The sequence below is a fragment of the Pseudomonas sp. Emmai genome (assembly GCF_055179735.1).
Map to the genome: position 1 here is coordinate 399,280 of NZ_CM143685.1, position 20,840 is coordinate 420,119.

At 61.5% G+C, this 20,840-nt stretch carries 6 protein-coding genes; 5 read left to right on the top strand and 1 reads right to left on the bottom strand.

The window, feature by feature from the left end; all coding sequences use genetic code 11:
* Positions 1–135: 135 nt before the first annotated feature.
* A complete protein-coding gene (locus tag ACY4LX_RS01825) occupies positions 136–13,218 on the bottom strand; it encodes a retention module-containing protein (protein ID WP_463259010.1) in 13,083 nt (4,360 codons plus the stop codon).
* Between the two features lie 359 nt (positions 13,219–13,577).
* Here ACY4LX_RS01825 and ACY4LX_RS01830 point away from each other — a divergent pair, with 359 nt between their 5' ends.
* The 5 genes from ACY4LX_RS01830 (at position 13,578) to ACY4LX_RS01850 (ending at position 20,840) form a co-directional block, all read left to right on the top strand.
* Positions 13,578–14,930 carry a TolC family outer membrane protein gene (locus ACY4LX_RS01830; protein ID WP_169372230.1) on the top strand — a complete coding sequence of 451 codons (1,353 nt, stop codon included), beginning with the start codon at positions 13,578–13,580 and terminating at the stop codon, positions 14,928–14,930.
* Between the two features lie 42 nt (positions 14,931–14,972).
* On the top strand, positions 14,973–17,129 hold the full coding sequence (locus ACY4LX_RS01835) for a type I secretion system permease/ATPase (RefSeq protein WP_463259011.1): 2,157 nt from the start codon (positions 14,973–14,975) through the stop codon (positions 17,127–17,129).
* Positions 17,119–18,486, top strand: coding sequence for an HlyD family type I secretion periplasmic adaptor subunit (locus ACY4LX_RS01840; RefSeq protein ID WP_463259012.1), 1,368 nt, complete (start codon positions 17,119–17,121; stop codon positions 18,484–18,486). Before ACY4LX_RS01835 ends, ACY4LX_RS01840 begins: the two co-directional genes overlap by 11 nt.
* Positions 18,487–18,909: 423 nt before the next feature.
* On the top strand, positions 18,910–19,797 hold the full coding sequence (locus ACY4LX_RS01845) for a TauD/TfdA dioxygenase family protein (RefSeq protein WP_463259013.1): 888 nt from the start codon (positions 18,910–18,912) through the stop codon (positions 19,795–19,797).
* 17 nt (positions 19,798–19,814) lie between these two features.
* Positions 19,815–20,840, top strand: coding sequence for an ABC transporter substrate-binding protein (locus tag ACY4LX_RS01850; protein ID WP_463259014.1), 1,026 nt, complete (start codon positions 19,815–19,817; stop codon positions 20,838–20,840).

Below are 20,840 nucleotides of genomic sequence, written 5' to 3' on the forward strand. Positions count from 1 at the left end.
GAAATGGACCAGCGTCATGCTGTCAGCAGCATAGGCCAACTGGTGGCGAGTATGCGGTGCGGCGACGAAATCGTCACCGGTGACATAGGCGCAAACGTGACGGCCGCCCCATAAGGGCGGCCGTTTTACGTTGGATCAGCTGTTGTTGTGGTCGACTTTGATGGTCGGATCGCTGCCGGCAATCAACGAGTGCAGGTTGGCGGTAGACCAGTTGTTACCTTCCAGTTTGATCGTCACGTCCGGCGTCGCCGCCGCGGCATCCGCCGAGTTGAACTTGCCGGCCGAGCTGACCTGCAACGACGACACGCCGTCAACGGTGGAGATCTTCAGGAAGTTGTCGATGGTGCTGCCGGTTTCACCCTGCAACAGATCGCGCAGGTCGATACGATCACCTTCGCTGGCCTTGAAGTCCTTGATCACGTCGCTGCCGGTGTCGCCCGCCTTCCACACGAAGGTGTCGGCACCCGAGCCGCCAATCAGGATGTCGTTGCCCGAACCGCCGATCAGCGTGTCGTTACCGGTGCCGCCGAGCAGGATGTCATTGCCCTTGCCGCCATCGAGCAGGTCGTTACCGCCCGAGCCGAACAGGATGTCATTGCCTGCGCCGCCCAGCAGTGTGTCGTTGCCGTCGTGGGCGCCGGACACGTCGAACGTGGTGTAGTGCTCGGTCACGAACTGATGCACGTTGCTGGTGGTGACTTTGCTGACGTCCACGCCGGTCTGCTGGGCGACGAACGCCTGCATGGCCTGGTAGCCCTCGCCGGCGATGCCGTTGAAGCTCACCAGGTCGCCGAACAGGATGTCGTTACCGTCACCGCCGCTGACTGTGTCGGAACCTGGCAGCGTCGCTTCGGTGTGACCGATGATCGAGTTGGCCAAGTCATTGGGGTTGATGTTGGTTTGCGGCGTTTTGTCCGAGTCGTACGGTCTCAGGTCGGTGAGGCTGACACCACTGTTGAGGCCGATGGCTTCTACGTTCGACAGGTTGCCCAGCAACGCGAAGCTGCTGCTGGCGTTATCGATGGTGGTCTGGGTGGTGCTGCTGCCACTGCCCGCCAGCGCCGACAACTCGTAGGTGCCATCGCCCTGGGCGTGAACGGTGCCGAGGTTGCTGGAGTCCCAGCCACCCCACCAGTTGGCGGTTTTCAGCGTCGCGACGCCCGCACTGTTGATGTTCAGGATGTGCGAGCTGTCGATGGTCGTGGAGAACGTGTCGCCCGGTTTGTAGTTGCTGGTTTTCACCACGTCGTCGAGTTTCACGTTGCTGTACAGCGTCGGGTTGGTCTGCTCGCCGCTCTGGTAGTAGGTCGGCTTGCCGTCGGTGATGAAATACGTGAGGTTCTTCGCCCCGGTGTTGGCCACTGCATCGGCGCTCTGGAACCAGTTGGCCGTGGTCTTGAACACGTCCTCGTAGTTGGTGCCGCCGCCCGACGCCATCGAGTTCAGGACGGCCTTGAGCGAGGCCAGCGCGTTCGGGTCGTTCAGGTTGACCGACACCGACTTGTTGACCTGGGTATCGAAGTCCACCAGGAAGATGTTCACGGTGCCCGAGTTGCCGCCCATGCTCTGCTTGAGGGTGTTGAACACCGACGTCAGCGAGTCCTTGGCCGCGTTGATCGACGACGCGCTCATGCTGCCGGAGCTGTCGACCATGAAGGCGATGTTGTAGTTGGTGCCCGGCACCACGGTCAGGCCGCCGATGTCGGCGACGATGATGTCGTTGCCGTCGGTACCGGTGACGGTGTCGCTGGCCGAGGTGGCGGTGATCGCGTTGTACGTCGCCGGGAAAACGGTGACCGGGATCTGCGCCGTGCTGATGGCCGAACCGCCCAGGGCCTCGGTGGAGGTCGAGGTCACGGTCAGGTTGAACTGGCCGTTGTAGTACGGCGGCGGGGTCACGGTCAGGGTGCCGAGGTTCCAGCCGGTGACGTTGGCTTCGCCGACCGTCGCGGTGGCGGTGAAGGTGTGGCCGGCGCCATCGGTGAGGATCGAGCCTGCCGGGATGCCGCTGATTTTAACGCTCAGGCTTTCGGAGCCGTCGGTGTCGGTCAGTGCAGTCTTTATCGCGGACAGGTGAACGCTGGTGCCTTCGAAACCGGTATTGAGTTTGTAGCCGTCGTAGTAACCCTCACCGCCCGTGCCATGCAGGTCGGAGACGGTTACGCCGGACGCGGCCAGATCCGCCACGCCGGTGTACAACGGCACGCCCGCGCTGCTCAGATCGACCGGTGTCGCGCCATTGACCGACAGGTTGACGTCATAGCTGCCTGGGCCGCTCTGGTTGTGGTGGTAGATGTCGAGGGTGTAGTAGCCGCTGGCGGTCGGGGTGAACGAACCGCTCAAGCTGCCGCCCGCGCCCCACAGGGCGGACGCGACGTTCTTGCCGCCAATGGTCACCAGCAGGCTGTCATCGCCAGAACCGCTGAAGGTGTAGGTCTTGCCGGCTTCGAGGTAGATCAGGCCGGAAGTTTTCGATGCCGTACCCGCTGCGACACTGCCGTCGGACTGCACGTTGGTCACGTTGGTGCTGGAGTTCGGTGTACCCGCCGCGTCGATCACCGACTTGAGCGTGCCAGTCGGCGCGCCGCTGCCGTCGGTGCCCAGGCCCGACAGACCGGTCCAGACTTCTTTGATCAGCCCGGTGGATTTGACGCCATTGTCCGCAACGGTCAGGGACGGTGCATCGGCGACCGGCGTGATGTCGATTTTGATCGTGCCGGTGTTGCCCAGCAATTGACCGTCGGTTGGCTGGAACTTGATCTGCGCGTAGTCCGCCTGATTGTTACCCAGGCCGGTGCCGCCGTAGCCGTTGGTCCCGGATTCGTTAGCGTCCGGAGTGAAACGCAGCTTGCCGGCGTCAATGTCAGCCTTGGTGAAGGTCTGGTTGGTGGTGACGTCGGTCCAGGTCGAGCCATTCAGGTACTGCAACTTGCCTTCGCCCGGCAGGCCGGTGATTTTCACCCCCAGGCTCGCGGCCGGGCTGTCGACATCACTGACGCCGAAGGTCGACCAGCCGAGGATCAGCGGGGTGTCTTCGGTGCCGGTGACGTTGACTGGCGCAGCGGTCGGCGCATCGTTCACAGCGACCACGTTGACGGTGGTGGTTGCGACGTTCGAGTAGTTACCGCCATCGGTCACGGTCACGGTGATGATCCGCGGCACGGTGCTTGGGTCTTCACTGTTGTTGGTGAAGCTGATGTTCTTGATCGCCTGCATGTAGTCGGCCAGCGTCGCATTGCCCGACAGGGTCAGCGTCACCGTGCCGTTGGTGCTGTTGGCATTGATGGTGATGCCGTTGACGCTGTTGCCCAGGTTCAGCGCATCGCCGTCCTGACGGTTGGTCAGCACCACGGTCGCGCCGGTCAGCATCGTGCTGTCCGGGTCGGTGATTTTCAGGTCGGTGTCGGCAATCGACACGCCCGCGCCCGGGGTGTTTTCGGTGAAGGTCACGTTGTAGTTGGCACCAGTGGCACCGCTGGAGTTGTTGGCATCCAGGTCGATGACCGGCGGCGCATCGTTGTCGATGATCGAGGTGCTGACGCTGCCATTGGTGGCGCTGACTGCGAGGTTCTCGAAGTTGCCGCCGGTGGCCGAGTCGATCTTGACCACGAAGTTTTCGGTGCCTTCGGTGATCTTGTCGTCAATGGTCGCCACGTTGAAGCTGGCGCTGCTGGCGCCGGCCGGGATCTTCACGGTGTACACACCGGTGAAGTCCGAACCGTCGGCGGCGGTGCCGCTGTAGACGATTTTCAGCGTCACGTCGGTTTGCGCCGGGTGCGTCAGGCTGACGGTGTAGCTGGCGGTCTGGCCTTCGGTCACCGAGGTGCTGCCGGTGATGCTGACTTCGGTCTTGTCGATGGTGTCGGTGACAGTGGTCGAAACGACTGACTTGTTCGCGCCGATGGCTTCGAGGTTACCGCCGCTGGCGCTCTTGATCGAGTCAGTGACAGTCGGTGCGCCGATGTAGAAATCGTTGCCCGCGATGACTGGCAAGCTGCCGGAGCTCTGGCCGACGGCGATGGTGATCACCTTGCCGCTGTCCAGGGTGACGGTCACAGGCTCGTTGTGCGCGGTGACCAGGTTGCCTTTGGCGTCGGTCAGGGTCGCGGTGTAGGTGATGGTGCCGTTTTCATTCACCGTCGGTGAGGCGGTCAACGTCACGGTAGTCGTGTCATTGACGTCATTCACCGTAGTGGTGACCGGCGTTTTGTTCGGCGCAACGGCTTCGAGGTTGCCACCGGCCGCATCCTTGATGGATTCGGCCACGGTGGTTGGACCTTTGTAGACGTCGTTGCCGGCCGCCACGGCCAAGATCCCGGAGCTCTGGCCGACGGCGATGGTGATCACTTTGCCGCTGTTCAGGGTGACGGTCACTGGGTCGTTGTGCGCGGTGACCAGATTGCCTTTGGCATCGGTCAGGGTCGCGGTGTAGGTGATGGTGCCGTTTTCATTCACGGTCGGCGAGGCGGTCAACGTCACAGTCGTCGTGTCATTGACGTCATTCACCGTAGTGGTGACCGGCGTTTTGTTCGGCGCAACGGCTTCGAGGTTGCCACCGGCCGCATCCTTGATGGATTCGGCCACGGTGGTTGGACCTTTGTAGACGTCGTTGCCGGCCGCCACGGCCAAGATCCCGGAGCTCTGGCCGACGGCGATGGTGATGACCTTGCCGCTGTTCAGGGTGACGGTCACTGGGTCGTTGTGCGCGGCGACCAGATTGCCTTTGGCATCGGTCAGGGTCGCGGTGTAGGTGATGGTGCCGTTTTCATTCACGGTTGGCGAGGCAGTGAGCGTCACGGTCGTCGTGTCATTGACGTCATTCACCGTAGTGGTGACCGGCGTTTTGTTCGGCGCAACGGCTTCGAGGTTGCCACCGGCCGCATCCTTGATGGATTCGGCCACGGTGGTTGGACCTTTGTAGACGTCGTTGCCGGCCGCCACGGCCAAGATCCCGGAGCTCTGGCCGACGGCGATGGTGATGACCTTGCCGCTGTTCAGGGTGACGGTCACTGGGTCGTTGTGCGCGGCGACCAGATTGCCTTTGGCATCGGTCAGGGTCGCGGTGTAGGTGATGGTGCCGTTTTCATTCACGGTTGGCGAGGCAGTGAGCGTCACGGTCGTCGTGTCATTGACGTCATTCACCGTAGTGGTGACCGGCGTTTTGTTCGGCGCAACGGCTTCGAGGTTGCCACCGGCCGCATCCTTGATGGATTCGGCCACGGTGGTTGGACCTTTGTAGACGTCGTTGCCGGCCGCCACGGCCAAGATCCCGGAGCTCTGGCCGACGGCGATGGTGATCACCTTGCCGCTGTTCAGGGTGACGGTCACTGGGTCGTTGTGCGCGGTGACGAGGTTGCCTTTGGCATCGGTCAGGGTCGCGGTGTAGGTGATGGTGCCGTTTTCATTCACGGTTGGCGAGGCAGTGAGCGTCACGGTCGTCGTGTCATTGACGTCATTCACCGTAGTGGTGACCGGCGTTTTGTTCGGCGCAACGGCTTCGAGGTTGCCACCGGCCGCATCCTTGATGGATTCGGCCACGGTGGTTGGACCTTTGTAGACGTCGTTGCCGGCCGCCACGGCCAAGATCCCGGAGCTCTGGCCGACGGCGATGGTGATCACCTTGCCGCTGTTCAGGGTGACGGTCACTGGGTCGTTGTGCGCGGTGACCAGGTTACCTTTGGCATCGGTCAGGGTCGCGGTGTAGGTGATCGTGCCGTTTTCATTCACCGTCGGCGAGGCAGTCAACGTCACGGTCGTCGCGTCATTGACGTCGCTGACGATGGTCGTGGCTGGCGTGGTGTTTGGTGCGACGGCTTCCAAATTCCCGCCCGAGGCATCCTTGATCGACTCGGAAACGGTGGTCGGGCCTTTATAGACGTCATTGTCCGCCGTGACCGGCAAGCTACCGGAGCTTTCGCCCACAGCGATGGTGATCACCTTGCCGCTGTTCAGGGTGACGGTCACGGGTTCGTTGTGCGCAGTGACCAGGTTGCCTTTGGCGTCGGTCAGGGTCGCGGTGTACGTAATGGTGCCGTTTTCATTCACGGTCGGCGAGGCAGTGAGCGTCACGGTCGTCGCGTCATTCACGTCGCTGACGATGGTCGTGGCTGGCGTGGTGTTTGGTGCGACGGCTTCCAAATTCCCGCCCGAGGCATCCTTGATCGACTCGGAAACGGTGGTTGGGCCTTTGTAGGCGTCGTTGTCCGCCGTGACCGGCAAGCTACCGGAGCTTTCACCGACCGCGATGGTGATCACCTTGCCGCTGTTCAGCGTCACGGTCACGGGTTCGTTGTGCGCGGTGACGAGATTGCCTTTGGCATCGGTCAGGGTCGCGGTGTACGTGATGGTGCCGTTTTCATTCACGGTCGGCGAGGCGGTCAACGTCACGGTCGTTGCGTCATTGACGTCGCTGACGATGGTGGTTGCAGGCGTAGTGTTCGGCGCAACGGCTTCGAGGTTGCCACCGGCCGCTTCCTTGATGGATTCGGAGACGGTAGTTGGACCTTTGTAGACGTCGTTACTTGCCGTGACTGGCAAGCTACCGGAGCTTTCACCCACCGCGATGGTGATCACCTTGCCGCTGTTCAGCGTCACGGTGACTGGCTCGTTGTGCGCAGTGACCAGATTGCCTTTGGCGTCGGTCAGGGTCGCGGTGTAGGTGATGGTGCCGTTCTCGGCAACGCCTGGGGTCGCGGTCAGGGTTACCGTGGTGGCGTCATTCACGTCGCTGACGATGGTGGTCGCAGGCGTGGTGTTTGGCGCAACGGCTTCGAGGTTGCCACCGGCCGCTTCCTTGATCGACTCGGAAACAGTGGTCGGACCTTTATAGACGTCATTGTCCGCCGTGACCGGCAGGCTACCCGAGCTTTCGCCGACCGCGATGGTGATGACCTTGCCGCTGTTCAGCGTCACGGTCACGGGTTCGTTGTGCGCGGTGACCAGGTTGCCTTTGGCGTCGGTCAGGGTTGCGGTGTAGGTGATGGTGCCGTTCTCGGCAACGCCTGGGGTCGCCGTCAGGGTTACCGTGGTCGCGTCATTCACATCGCTGACGATGGTGGTCGCAGGCGTGGAGTTTGGTGCGACGGCTTCGAGGTTGCCACCGGCCGCTTCCTTGATCGATTCGGAAACGGTGGTCGGACCTTTGTAGACGTCGTTGTCCGCCGTGACCGGCAGGCTGCCGGAGCTTTCGCCCACCGCGATGGTGATGACTTTGCCGCTGTTCAGGGTGACGGTGACGGGCTCGTTGTGCGCGGTGACGAGGTTGCCTTTGGCATCGGTCAGGGTCGCGGTGTACGTGATCGTGCCGTTTTCATTCACGGTCGGTGAGGCGGTCAACGTCACGGTCGTTGCGTCATTCACGTCGCTGACGATGGTGGTCGCAGGCGTAGTGTTCGGCGCTACGGCTTCCAAATTCCCGCCCGAGGCATCCTTGATCGACTCGGAAACGGTGGTTGGGCCTTTGTAGACGTCATTGTCCGCCGTGACCGGCAAGCTACCGGAGCTTTCACCGACCGCGATGGTGATCACCTTGCCGCTGTTCAGCGTCACGGTGACGGGTTCGTTGTGCGCAGTGACGAGGTTGCCTTTGGCATCGGTCAGGGTCGCGGTGTAGGTAATGGTGCCGTTTTCATTCACAGTCGGCGAGGCAGTGAGCGTCACAGTAGTCGCGTCATTCACGTCGCTTACGATGGTCGTGGCTGGCGTGGTGTTTGGTGCGACGGCTTCCAAATTCCCGCCCGAGGCATCCTTGATCGACTCGGAAACGGTGGTCGGGCCTTTGTAGACGTCGTTGTCCGCCGTGACCGGCAGGCTACCCGAGCTTTCACCCACAGCGATGGTGATGACCTTGCCGCTGTTCAGGGTGACGGTGACGGGCTCGTTGTGCGCGGTGACCAGGTTGCCTTTGGCATCGGTCAGGGTCGCGGTGTACGTGATGGTGCCGTTCTCGGCAACGCCTGGGGTCGCCGTCAGGGTTACCGTGGTCGCGTCATTCACGTCGCTGACGATGGTGGTCGCAGGCGTGGTATTTGGTGCGACGGCTTCCAAATTCCCGCCCGAGGCATCCTTGATCGACTCGGAAACGGTGGTTGGGCCTTTGTAGACGTCGTTACTTGCCGTGACTGGCAAGCTGCCGGAGCTTTCGCCGACGGCGATGGTGATCACTTTGCCGCTGTTCAGGGTGACGGTGACGGGCTCGTTGTGCGCAGTGACCAGGTTGCCTTTGGCATCGGTCAGGGTCGCGGTGTACGTGATGGTGCCGTTTTCATTCACCGTCGGCGAGGCAGTCAACGTCACGGTCGTTGCGTCATTGACGTCGCTGACGATGGTCGTGGCTGGCGTGGTGTTCGGCGCGACCGCTTCCAAATTCCCGCCCGAGGCATCCTTGATCGACTCGGAAACGGTGGTTGGACCTTTGTAGACGTCGTTGTCCGCCGTGACCGGCAGGCTGCCGGAGCTTTCGCCGACCGCGATGGTGATCACCTTGCCGCTGTTCAGCGTCACGGTGACTGGCTCGTTGTGCGCGGTGACCAGGTTGCCTTTGGCGTCGGTCAGGGTCGCGGTGTAGGTGATCGTGCCGTTTTCATTCACCGTCGGCGAGGCGGTCAGCGTCACGGTCGTTGCGTCATTCACGTCGCTGACGATGGTCGTGGCTGGCGTAGTGTTTGGCGCAACGGCTTCGAGGTTGCCACCGGCCGCTTCCTTGATCGATTCGGAAACGGTGGTCGGACCTTTGTAGACGTCGTTGTCCGCCGTGACCGGCAGGCTGCCGGAGCTTTCGCCGACCGCGATGGTGATCACCTTGCCGCTGTTCAGCGTCACGGTGACTGGCTCGTTGTGCGCGGTGACCAGGTTGCCTTTGGCGTCGGTCAGGGTCGCGGTGTAGGTGATCGTGCCGTTTTCATTCACCGTCGGCGAGGCGGTCAGCGTCACGGTCGTTGCGTCATTCACGTCGCTGACGATGGTCGTGGCTGGCGTAGTGTTTGGCGCAACGGCTTCGAGGTTGCCACCGGCCGCTTCCTTGATCGATTCGGAAACGGTGGTCGGACCTTTGTAGACGTCGTTGTCCGCCGTGACCGGCAGGCTGCCGGAGCTTTCGCCCACAGCGATGGTGATCACCTTGCCGCTGTTCAGCGTCACGGTCACGGGTTCGTTGTGCGCGGTGACCAGGTTGCCTTTGGCATCGGTCAGGGTCGCGGTGTAGGTGATCGTGCCGTTTTCATTCACCGTCGGCGAGGCGGTCAGCGTCACAGTCGTCGCGTCATTCACATCGCTGACGATGGTGGTCGCAGGCGTGGTGTTTGGTGCGACGGCTTCGAGGTTGCCACCGGCCGCTTCCTTGATGGATTCGGAGACGGTAGTTGGACCTTTGTAGACGTCGTTACTTGCCGTGACTGGCAGGCTACCGGAGCTTTCACCGACCGCGATGGTGATCACCTTGCCGCTGTTCAGCGTCACGGTGACGGGTTCGTTGTGCGCAGTGACGAGGTTGCCTTTGGCATCGGTCAGGGTCGCGGTGTAGGTAATGGTGCCGTTTTCATTCACAGTCGGCGAGGCAGTGAGCGTCACAGTAGTCGCGTCATTCACGTCGCTTACGATGGTCGTGGCTGGCGTGGTGTTTGGTGCGACGGCTTCCAAATTCCCGCCCGAGGCATCCTTGATCGACTCGGAAACGGTGGTCGGGCCTTTGTAGACGTCGTTGTCCGCCGTGACCGGCAGGCTACCCGAGCTTTCACCCACAGCGATGGTGATGACCTTGCCGCTGTTCAGGGTGACGGTGACGGGCTCGTTGTGCGCGGTGACCAGGTTGCCTTTGGCGTCGGTCAGGGTCGCGGTGTAGGTGATGGTGCCGTTTTCATTCACCGTCGGCGAGGCGGTCAACGTCACGGTCGTTGCGTCATTCACGTCGCTGACGATGGTGGTCGCAGGCGTGGTATTTGGTGCGACGGCTTCCAAATTCCCGCCCGAGGCATCCTTGATCGACTCGGAAACGGTGGTCGGGCCTTTGTAGACGTCGTTGTCCGCCGTGACCGGCAAGCTGCCGGAGCTTTCACCCACAGCGATGGTGATCACTTTGCCGCTGTTCAGGGTGACGGTGACGGGCTCGTTGTGCGCGGTGACGAGGTTGCCTTTGGCATCGGTCAGGGTCGCGGTGTACGTGATCGTGCCGTTTTCATTCACGGTCGGTGAGGCGGTCAACGTCACGGTCGTTGCGTCATTCACGTCGCTGACGATGGTGGTCGCAGGCGTGGTATTTGGTGCGACGGCTTCCAAATTCCCGCCCGAGGCATCCTTGATCGACTCGGAAACGGTGGTCGGGCCTTTATAGACGTCATTGTCCGCCGTGACCGGCAAGCTACCGGAGCTTTCGCCCACCGCGATGGTGATGACCTTGCCGCTGTTCAGGGTGACGGTGACTGGCTCGTTGTGCGCAGTGACCAGGTTGCCTTTGGCATCAGTCAGGGTCGCGGTGTACGTGATGGTGCCGTTTTCATTCACGGTCGGCGAGGCAGTGAGCGTCACAGTCGTTGCGTCATTCACGTCGCTGACGATGGTGGTCGCAGGCGTGGTATTTGGTGCGACGGCTTCCAAATTCCCGCCCGAGGCATCCTTGATCGACTCGGAAACGGTGGTTGGGCCTTTGTAGACGTCGTTACTTGCCGTGACTGGCAAGCTGCCGGAGCTTTCGCCGACGGCGATGGTGATCACTTTGCCGCTGTTCAGGGTGACGGTGACGGGCTCGTTGTGCGCAGTGACCAGGTTGCCTTTGGCATCGGTCAGGGTCGCGGTGTACGTGATGGTGCCGTTTTCATTCACCGTCGGCGAGGCAGTCAACGTCACGGTCGTTGCGTCATTGACGTCGCTGACGATGGTCGTGGCTGGCGTGGTGTTCGGCGCTACGGCTTCCAAATTCCCGCCCGAGGCATCCTTGATCGACTCGGAAACGGTGGTCGGGCCTTTATAGACGTCATTGTCCGCCGTGACCGGCAAGCTACCGGAGCTTTCGCCCACAGCGATGGTGATCACCTTGCCGCTGTTCAGCGTCACGGTCACGGGTTCGTTGTGCGCGGTGACCAGGTTGCCTTTGGCATCGGTCAGGGTCGCGGTGTAGGTGATGGTGCCGTTTTCATTCACGGTCGGCGAGGCGGTCAACGTCACGGTCGTCGCGTCATTCACGTCGCTGACGATGGTCGTGGCTGGCGTAGTGTTCGGCGCTACCGCTTCCAAATTCCCGCCCGAGGCTTCCTTGATCGATTCGGAAACGGTGGTCGGACCTTTGTAGACGTCGTTGTCCGCCGTGACCGGCAGGCTGCCGGAGCTTTCGCCCACAGCGATGGTGATCACCTTGCCGCTGTTCAGCGTCACGGTCACGGGTTCGTTGTGCGCGGTGACCAGGTTGCCTTTGGCATCGGTCAGGGTCGCGGTGTAGGTGATGGTGCCGTTTTCATTCACGGTCGGCGAGGCGGTCAACGTCACAGTCGTCGTGTCATTGACGTCATTCACCGTAGTGGTGACCGGCGTTTTGTTCGGCGCAACGGCTTCGAGGTTGCCACCGGCCGCATCCTTGATGGATTCGGCCACGGTGGTTGGACCTTTGTAGACGTCGTTGCCGGCCGCCACGGCCAAGATCCCGGAGCTCTGGCCGACGGCGATGGTGATCACCTTGCCGCTGTTCAGGGTGACGGTGACGGGCTCGTTGTGCGCGGTGACGAGGTTGCCTTTGGCATCGGTCAGGGTCGCGGTGTAGGTGATCGTGCCGTTCTCCGCAACACTCGGGGTCGCGGTCAGCGTTACGGTCGTGGTGTCGATCGAGTCGGTGATGGTGGTGACGGCCGCTACGTTGCTCGGCACCAGGTTCTCAAAATTCCCGCCGGTAGTGCCGGTAACGGTGATGCTGACGGTGCTGCCATTGTTGTAGACATCATTGGCTGGCGTTGGAACGTTCACGCTGCCGGTGGTCTGGCCGGCGCCAATAGTGATGGTCGAACCGTTGGACAGGGTCACAGTGACCGGCGTTTGTGCCGGGTTGGTCAATGTCGCGGTGTAGGTGATCTCGCCGCCCTCGACGACGGTGCCAGTGGCCGTGAGGGTCAGGTTGGTGGTGTCCACCGAATCGGTAATAGTCGTGACCGCTGGCGCTGGGTTTGGAGACAACTGTTCGAAGTTACCGCCGGTTGCACTGGTGATCGTGGTGCTGACAGTGCTGCCATTGTTGTAGACGTCATTGGCGGGCGTCGGAACGTTCACGGTGCCGGTGGTCTGGCCGGCGCCGATGGTGATGGTCGAGCCGTTGGACAGGGTGACGGTAACCGGCGTCTGCGCCGGGTTGGTCAGGGTCGCGGTGTAGGTGATCTGCCCGCCTTCAGTCACGGTGCCGCCCGCCGTCAGGGTGACGGTGGTGGTGTCGATGGTGTCGGTGACTTGAGTCGTCGCCGGCACGGTTGGCGGGGTCACGATGATGCCGCCGCCGCCCGTGGTGCCGGTGACGGTCACGTCGATCTGGGTCGGGTCGTTATAGACGGTGTCGTTCGGCGCCAGCGGTACGTTGACGGTGCCGGTGGTTTGGCCAGCCTGAATCACGATCACCGCGCCGTTGGACAGGGTGATGGTCAGGTCGCTGGTCGGTGCCTGGGTCAGGGTCGCGGTGTAAACCAGAACGCCGCCGGCTTCGGTGATGGTGGGCGTGGCGCTCAGGCTCAGGGTCGAGGCCTGCACGATGTTGGCGTTGTTGGTGGTCTGGCCGCCGATGGTGTTCTGCGTGGTCGCTCCGGCAGCGCCGATGCCCGCGGTCGGGAAACCAATGGTCGGGTCTACCCGGCCAGCGGTGGCGTCCAACATCACGAAGCTATGGCCGCCACCGGCCGCGCCGCCTGTACCGGCAGCGGTCGGGCCGGCTGCGGTGGCTTCGAGGTCTGTGGTCGGGTCGGCGCCGGCAGCGATGGCCTGCTGCAGTTCTTCAACCGATGGCGCGGCTTGTGCAGTGGCTTCTGCCAGGTCGGTGCTGGAATCCGGAGCGCTGCCACTCCATTGAGTGTCGCGGCCCAGGTCCAGGGTCCGGCCATCGGCCAGTTCGAGCGTGACGGCGCCAGCGGCACCGGTGTCTACCTGATCGCCGACAAGCAGTCGATCGCCTTCAACGAGTACGCGGCGCACGCCCTCTGGGGACACCGCGAAAACCTGACCGACAATGCTTTTGACGATGGCAACAACACTGCTCATTGAAGACTCTCCGGGTGTCACGTTCAGTTGACTTCCATGGACCTGATGGCGAACTCGCCAAAGCAGTCTGGACGTACTTTTAAAAAATGTAGGGCATAAGCTTGACGCTGTAATCCGTCAACAATTTGGCTATATTTTTTCGCTATTTACTTTATGCCAAACTATTGACCTTATGGGTGCCATCCTAAACAATCGCCCCAGTAATGTCACATTGATATTTAAGCGGCGACCTGTCCTACAGCGTGTGATCCAGTTCCTGTTTTGAACTTTCCGACATACGGTCATTCCGGTCACCATCATCCGACGCAGCGCCACTCTTTGCTGTGATTCAAGACAAGAAGTTCTGGGAAATTTTCTTCATGCGTTCGTACTTGTTCAAAGCCTTACCCTTCGCCCTTGCCGCCAGTTTCGTCCAAGCACAAAGCCTTCCAGAAGCCATGCAACAAGCGCTGGACGTCCATCCGGAGATCCAGGCAGCGGTTAATAGCCGATTGGCCGCGGATTATCAGTTAAAGGCCGCCAAAGGTGGATACCTGCCACGGGTCGATCTGCTGGGCGGTTACGGGCGCGAAGGCACGGATAACGTCACCACCCGCGCCGACACCGGCAGCAATCACTGGGAAACCCTGAACCGCAGCGAGTCAAGTTTGCGTCTGTCGCAGATGGTTTTTGACGGTTTTGCGACGTCCAGCGAAGTGGGGCGTCAACAAGCCACCGTTAACTCCCGCGCCTATTCCCTGCTGGGCACTTCCGAGCGCACCGCGCTGACCGTGGCCCAGGTTTACCTCGACGTGCTGACCCGCCGCGAATTCGTGCGCCTGGCCGAAGACAACCTCAAGAGCCACGAGCGCATCTTCGACCAGATCAAATTGCGCACCTCCCGGGGTGTCGGCAGCGGCGCTGACATGGACCAGGCCGAAGCCCGTATGGCCCAGGCCCGCAACAACCTGATCACCGAACAGACCAACCTGGCCGACGCCGAGACCAACTTCCTCAGCGCTGTCGGCCAGATGCCCGATCAGCTTGAGCGTCCTGCGCCATTCCTCGCCCTGCTGCCGGCCAACCTGAACGAAGCCCGCTCGCAGATGCTGGAAAACAGCCCGATCCTGCGCTCCGCCGAGTCCGACATTTCTGCGGCGGAAAAACAGTACGAAGCGGCCAAGTCGTCGTTCTACCCGCGTTTTGATGCCGAACTGGGCCGCTCTGCCGACAACGATGTCGACGGCCAGAATGGCCACAGCAACGAGTGGCAAGCCATGCTGCGCATGCGCTTCAACCTGTTCGCCGGTGGCAGCAACAAGGCGGACCTGGAATCCAAGTCGTACCTGTCGAACCAGGCGCTGGACATCCGCAACAACGCCTTGCGCGTGTTGAACGAAGAACTGGGCCTGGCCTGGAACGCCCTGAACAACGCCAACGCCCAGGTGCCGATCGCCCAGCAATATGTCGATCACAGCACCGCGGTACGCACGGCTTATCAGAAGCAGTTCAGCCTGGGTCAGCGCACCTTGCTCGACTTGCTCGACAGTGAAAACGAGTTGTTCACCGCTTCGCGCCGCCTGGCGGACATTAAAAACACTCAGTTATTTACTCAGTACCGAATCAAGGCGACCATGGGCGAGTTGCTCAAGAGCCAGGGAGTGGTCGCACCGTTGGCATCCGTTGTGCAGAACGACGTGAAGCCAAAGGTTCAATTGCCCGGTATGAATTGAGCAGGACCTTTATCGTTCAATTGTTAGCCAAGAGTGCCGAGCGTGGAATCAGAAGTCAGTCGAGTTCAACTCATTCATGATCCACGCGCGCTGCATGACGATCCGTTACTGGATGGTCTGCTGGCCCTGTGCACGCTGCACCAGAAACCCGCCAGCGCGGCGATGCTCACCACTGGCCTGCCGCTGCCCAAGCAACGCCTGAGCATCGAGTTGCTGCCCCGCGCCGCGGCTCGCGCCGGGCTGCAAGGGCGGGTGCTGCAGCGCAAGCTGGAAGATATTCCGACGATTGCGATGCCGGCGCTATTGCTGCTCAAGGACGGCCGCAGTGCGGTGCTGCTGGGCTGGCAAGGTGAAGACCAGGCTCGCGTGCTGCTCAGTGAAACCGATGGCGGCGAAAGTGTCGTCAACCGTGAACTGCTGGCAGACGACTACATCGGCAAAGTCTTCTTCGCCCAACCGCAACATAAATTTGACGTTAACCACGGCACGCTGATTCCCCGCGCGCGTTCGTGGTTCCGCGACACCCTCAAGCGTTCGCGCTGGCTGTACGCCGACGCCATCGCCGCCAGTTTCCTGATCAACATCATCGCCATGGCCGCGCCGCTGTTCGTGATGAACGTATACGACCGCGTGGTGCCGAACCAGGCCGAATCGACCCTGTGGGTGCTGGCGATCGGCATCACCGGCGCCTACCTGTTCGACCTGATCCTCAAGAGCCTGCGCAGCCTGTGCCTGGACCTGGCCGGCAAGAAAACCGACCTGATCATCTCGGCCACGCTGTTCGAGCGCATCGTCGGCATGGCCATGAAGTACCGCCCGGCCCGGGTCGGCAGCTTCGCCCAGAACATCCATGAGTTTCAGAGCCTGCGCGACTTCCTCGCCTCGCTGACCCTGACCAGCCTGATCGACCTGCCGTTTACCCTGCTGATCTTCATGGTCATCGCCATTCTCGGCGGCCATCTGGTTTGGATTCCGGTGCTCGCGTTCCCGATAGCGCTGCTGATCGGCTACGCCTTGCAGAAGCCACTGGTAGCGACCATGGAACGCACCATGGCTCTGGCCGCCGAGCGTCAGTCGAGCCTGATCGAAACCCTCGCCGGCCTCGATGCCGTGAAGGTCAACAACGCCGAAAGCGAACGCCAGTACCAGTGGGAACAGACCATCGGCACCCTCAGCCGCCTCGAGCTGCGAGTGAAAATGCTCTCCGGTCTGGCGATGAACATCACCCTGCTGATCCAGCAACTGGCCGGGGTGATCATGATTGTCTTCGGCGTGTACCAGATCATTGCCGGCAACTTGAGCATGGGCGGCCTTATCGCCTGCTACATGCTCAGCGGTCGTGCGCTGAGCCCGCTGGCCTCGCTTTCCGGCCTGCTGACCCGTTACCAGCAAGCGCGGGTGACCATGGTGTCGGTGGACCAGATGATGGAGTTGCCCCAAGAGCGCAACTTCGAAGAGCGCCCGCTGAGCCGCAAGGTCCTGCAAGGCGCCATCGAATGCCGTCAGCTGAACTTCACCTACCCGAACCAGCAAAACCCGGCGCTGAAGAACATCAACCTGATCATCAAGCCCGGCGAAAAAATCGGCATCATCGGTCGCAGCGGCTCGGGCAAAAGCTCCCTGGCCAAGTTGCTGGTGGGTCTCTATCAGCCGGACGACGGTGCCTTGCTGGTGGACGGTGTGGATATCCGCCAGATCGACGTCAGCGAACTGCGCCACAACATCGGCTACGTGCCTCAGGACATTCAATTGCTCGCCGGTACGCTGCGGGACAATTTGGTCTCGGGCGCGCGCTATGTAGAAGACGAACTGGTGCTGCAAGCCGCCGAATTGGCCGGCGTCCACGAATTCGCCCGTCTGCACCCGCAGGGTTATGAACTGCAAGTGGGCGAGCGCGGACAGAATCTGTCCGGCGGCCAACGGCAGAACGTGGCCCTGGCGCGTGCGCTTCTGCTCAACCCGCCGATCCTGCTGCTCGACGAACCGACCAGTGCCATGGACAACACCGGCGAAGAACGCCTCAAGCAACGCCTCGCCGCGGTGGTTGAAAACAAAACCGTGGTGCTGGTGACGCACCGGGCGTCGCTGCTGTCGCTGGTGGATCGCCTGTTGGTGATCGACCGTGGGCAGATTCTCGCCGATGGGCCGAAAGCCGTTGTGATGGAAGCGTTGAAGAAGGGGCAGATCAGTGTTGCTTAAGTCGGGTTTCAAGGACTCTATCCGCCGCTACTTCAAAGGCTCTGCCTCGCTGCAAGGCCAGCCGTTGCCGGAAGTGAACAAGGCACTGATCGAAGATGCGCCGCGTGTGGTGCGGTTGACCATCTGGGCGATCATCGGCTTCTTCGTGTTCCTGATGCTGTGGGCCAACTTCGCCGTGATCGACGAAGTGACCAAGGGCGAAGGGAAGGCGATTCCGTCGTCGAAGATCCAGAAAATCCAGAACCTTGAGGGCGGGATCGTCTCCGAACTGTTCGTCAAGGAAGGGCAGATCGTCGAGGCTGGCGCGCCGCTGATTCGCCTGGATGACACGCGATTCGCCTCCAACGTTGGCGAAACCGAGGCGGATCGCCTGTCGATGCTGCTGCGGGTCGAGCGCCTGAGCGCCGAGGTCGATGACCGTCCGCTGAATTTCCCGGCTGACGTGCTCAAAGCCGTGCCCGGCCAGGCGGCCAGCGAAGAGTCGCTGTACACCAGCCGTCGTCAGCAGTTGCACGATGAAATCGGCGGCTTGCAGGAACAGTTGATCCAGCGTCAGCAAGAGCTGCGCGAGTTCTCCTCCAAGCAGTCGCAGTACCGCAATGGCCTGGCGTTACAACGCCAGGAAATCAACATGTCCGAGCCGCTGGTGGCCCAGGGCGCGGTATCGCCGGTGGAAGTGCTGCGGCTCAAACGTGCTGAAGTGGAAACCCGCGGGCAACTGGACGCGACGACCCTGGCCATTCCCCGCGCCGAATCGGCGATCAAGGAAGTGCAGCGCAAGATCGACGAAACCCGCGGCAAGTTCCGCAGCGAAGCCCTGACCCAACTCAACGAAGCCCGCACCGACCTGAACAAGGCCCAAGCCACCGGCAAGGCCCTGGAAGATCGCGTGAGCCGCACCCTGGTGACATCGCCAGTGCGCGGGATCGTCAACAAATTGCTGGTGAACACCATTGGCGGCGTGATCCAGCCGGGCGTCGACCTGGTGGAAATCGTGCCGCTGGACGACACCTTGTTGGTGGAAGCCAAAGTCCGACCGCAAGACATCGCCTTCCTGCACCCGGGGCAAGAGGCGACGGTGAAATTCACCGCGTACGACTACACCATCTACGGTGGGCTCAAAGCCAAGCTGGAGCAGATCGGTGCTGACACCATTACCGATGAAGACAAGAAAACCACCTACTACATCATCAAGCTGCGCACCGATCGCAGTCACCTCGGGACCGATGAAAAGCCGTTGCTGATCATTCCGGGGATGGTGGCGTCGGTGGACATCATCACCGGCAAGAAGACGGTGCTCAGCTATCTGCTCAAGCCGATCATTCGGGCGCGAGCTGAGGCGTTGCACGAGCGGTAGATCTTCGCAGGGGCTGATGGCCTCTTCGCGGGCAAGCCTCGCTCCTACAAGGTTTGTGTCGTTCACATCATTTGTGTGCGACGCGGACCTGTAGGAGCGAGGCTTGCCCGCGAAGGCGTCCTCAAAAACACCACTTACTGATCGTTCCCACGCTCTGCGTGGGAATGCCGCCCTGGACGCTCCGCGTCCACCGTGACGCAGAGCGTCACGGGGTGTGTTCCCACACCGGGGCGTGGGAACAATCGGTGGCATATCGTTATTCATTAACGGTATTTAAATTTCAATTCTTATGACTATAAAGTCACTCTCCTGCGTACCTGCCGACCAATCGGCGCGCCGCACGACACGAACCAACACGGGACCTCCGTGAGTTTCTGATCGACGCGCGCGCCCTTGAGCGTGCCGTGCGTGGGAGTGATTTAAATGTCAGCCGTCTCTGCATCTCAAAGCATCGCGCCGCAAACCTTCGACATCCGCCCGTTCAGTGGCGCCGTCGGTGCCGAAATCATCGGCCTGGACCTGTCCCGCCCGATCAATGACCAGGACTTCGCCCGCATCCACCGCGCGCACCTGGATCATCACGTCGTTGTGTTCCGCGACCAGCGCATTACCCCCGAACAGCAAATCGACTTCAGCCGCCGCTTCGGCGTGTTGCAGATCCATGTGCTCAAGCAGTTCCTGCTGGCCGGGCACCCGGAAATCCTCATCGTGTCCAACATCATCGAAAACGGCGTCTCCGTCGGCCTCGGTGATGCCGGCAAGTTCTGGCATTCCGACCTTTCCTATAAAGAACTGCCGAGTCTGGGCTCGATGCTGCACGCCCAGGAACTGCCATCCGAAGGCGGCGACACCCTGTTCGCCGACATGCACAAAGCCTGGGACGGCTTGCCCGACGCGCTGCGAAAAGCCGTCGAAGGCCGCTCCGCCGCGCACTCCTACACGGCGCGTTACAGCGAAACCAAATTCGAAGGCAATTGGCGCCCGACCCTGACGCCTGAGCAACTCGCCCAGGTCGCCGAAGTCGTGCACCCGATTGTCCGCACCCACCCGGAAAACGGGCGCAAGGCGCTGTTCGTCAGCGAAGGCTTCACCACGCGCATCGTTGGCCTGCCTACAGATGAGAGCAAACAGCTGCTCGCCGAGCTCTACGCCCACAGCGTGTTGCCGCAAAACATCTACCGCCATCAGTGGCAGCCCCACGACCTGGTGTTCTGGGACAACCGTTCGCTGATCCACCTTGCCGCCGGCTGCCCCGGCTACCTGCGCCGCAAGTTGTATCGCACCACCATCCAGGGCGACGCGCCTTTCTGATTTGTCGGAGAACCACCATGTCCAAACGTCTTTCATTGGCACCGCTGGCTGCGGCCATCGGCCTGGGTTTCAGCCTGATCGCCAGCAGCCTGTTGGCGCCGACCGTGGCTCAGGCTGAAGGTGAAATCCGCATCGCCGAGCAGTTCGGTATTGTTTACCTGCTGCTCAACGTGGTCCGCGATCAAAACCTGATCGAGAAATACGGCAAGCAGGAAGGCATCGACATCAAGGTCGACTGGACCCAGCTCTCGGGCGGGGCGGCGGTCAACGATGCGTTGCTCTCCGGCTCCATCGACATAGCCGGGGCCGGCGTCGGTCCGCTGCTGACCATCTGGGACCGCACCCACGGCAAGCAGAACGTCAAAGCCGTCGCTTCGTTGGGGAACTTCCCGTATTACCTGGTGAGCAACAATCCCAAGGTTAAAACCATCGCTGACTTCACCGAAAAGGACCGCATTGCGGTGCCGGCGGTCGGGGTGTCGGTGCAGTCGCGCTTCCTGCAATACGCGGCCGCCAAGCAGTGGGGCGACAAGGAATTCAATCGTCTCGACAAATACACCATCGCCATTCCGCACCCGGACGCTACGGCGGCGCTGATCGCGGGCGGCACTGAGCTGACCGGGCATTTCTCCAACCCGCCGTTCCAGGATCAGGCGCTGGAAAACCCCAACGTGCATGTGGTGCTCAACACCTACGACCTGCTCGGCCCGAACTCGCCGACCGTGCTGTTCGCCACCGAAAAATTCCGCGACGAGAACCCGAAAACCTACAAGGCCTTCGTCGAAGCCCTGACCGAAGCGGCGCAATTCGCGCAGAACGATAAAGGCGCAGCAGCGGACACTTACCTCCGCGTGACCAAAGCCAAAATCGACCGTGCGGCGCTGCTGAAAATCATCGACAACCCGCAGTTCGAATTCAGCGTCACGCCGAAAAACACCTACCCCCTGGCCGAATTCCTCTACCGCGTCGGTGCCATCAAAAACAAACCGGATTCGTGGAAGGATTACTTCTTCCAGGACGCCAAACCGCTGCAAGGGAGCTGA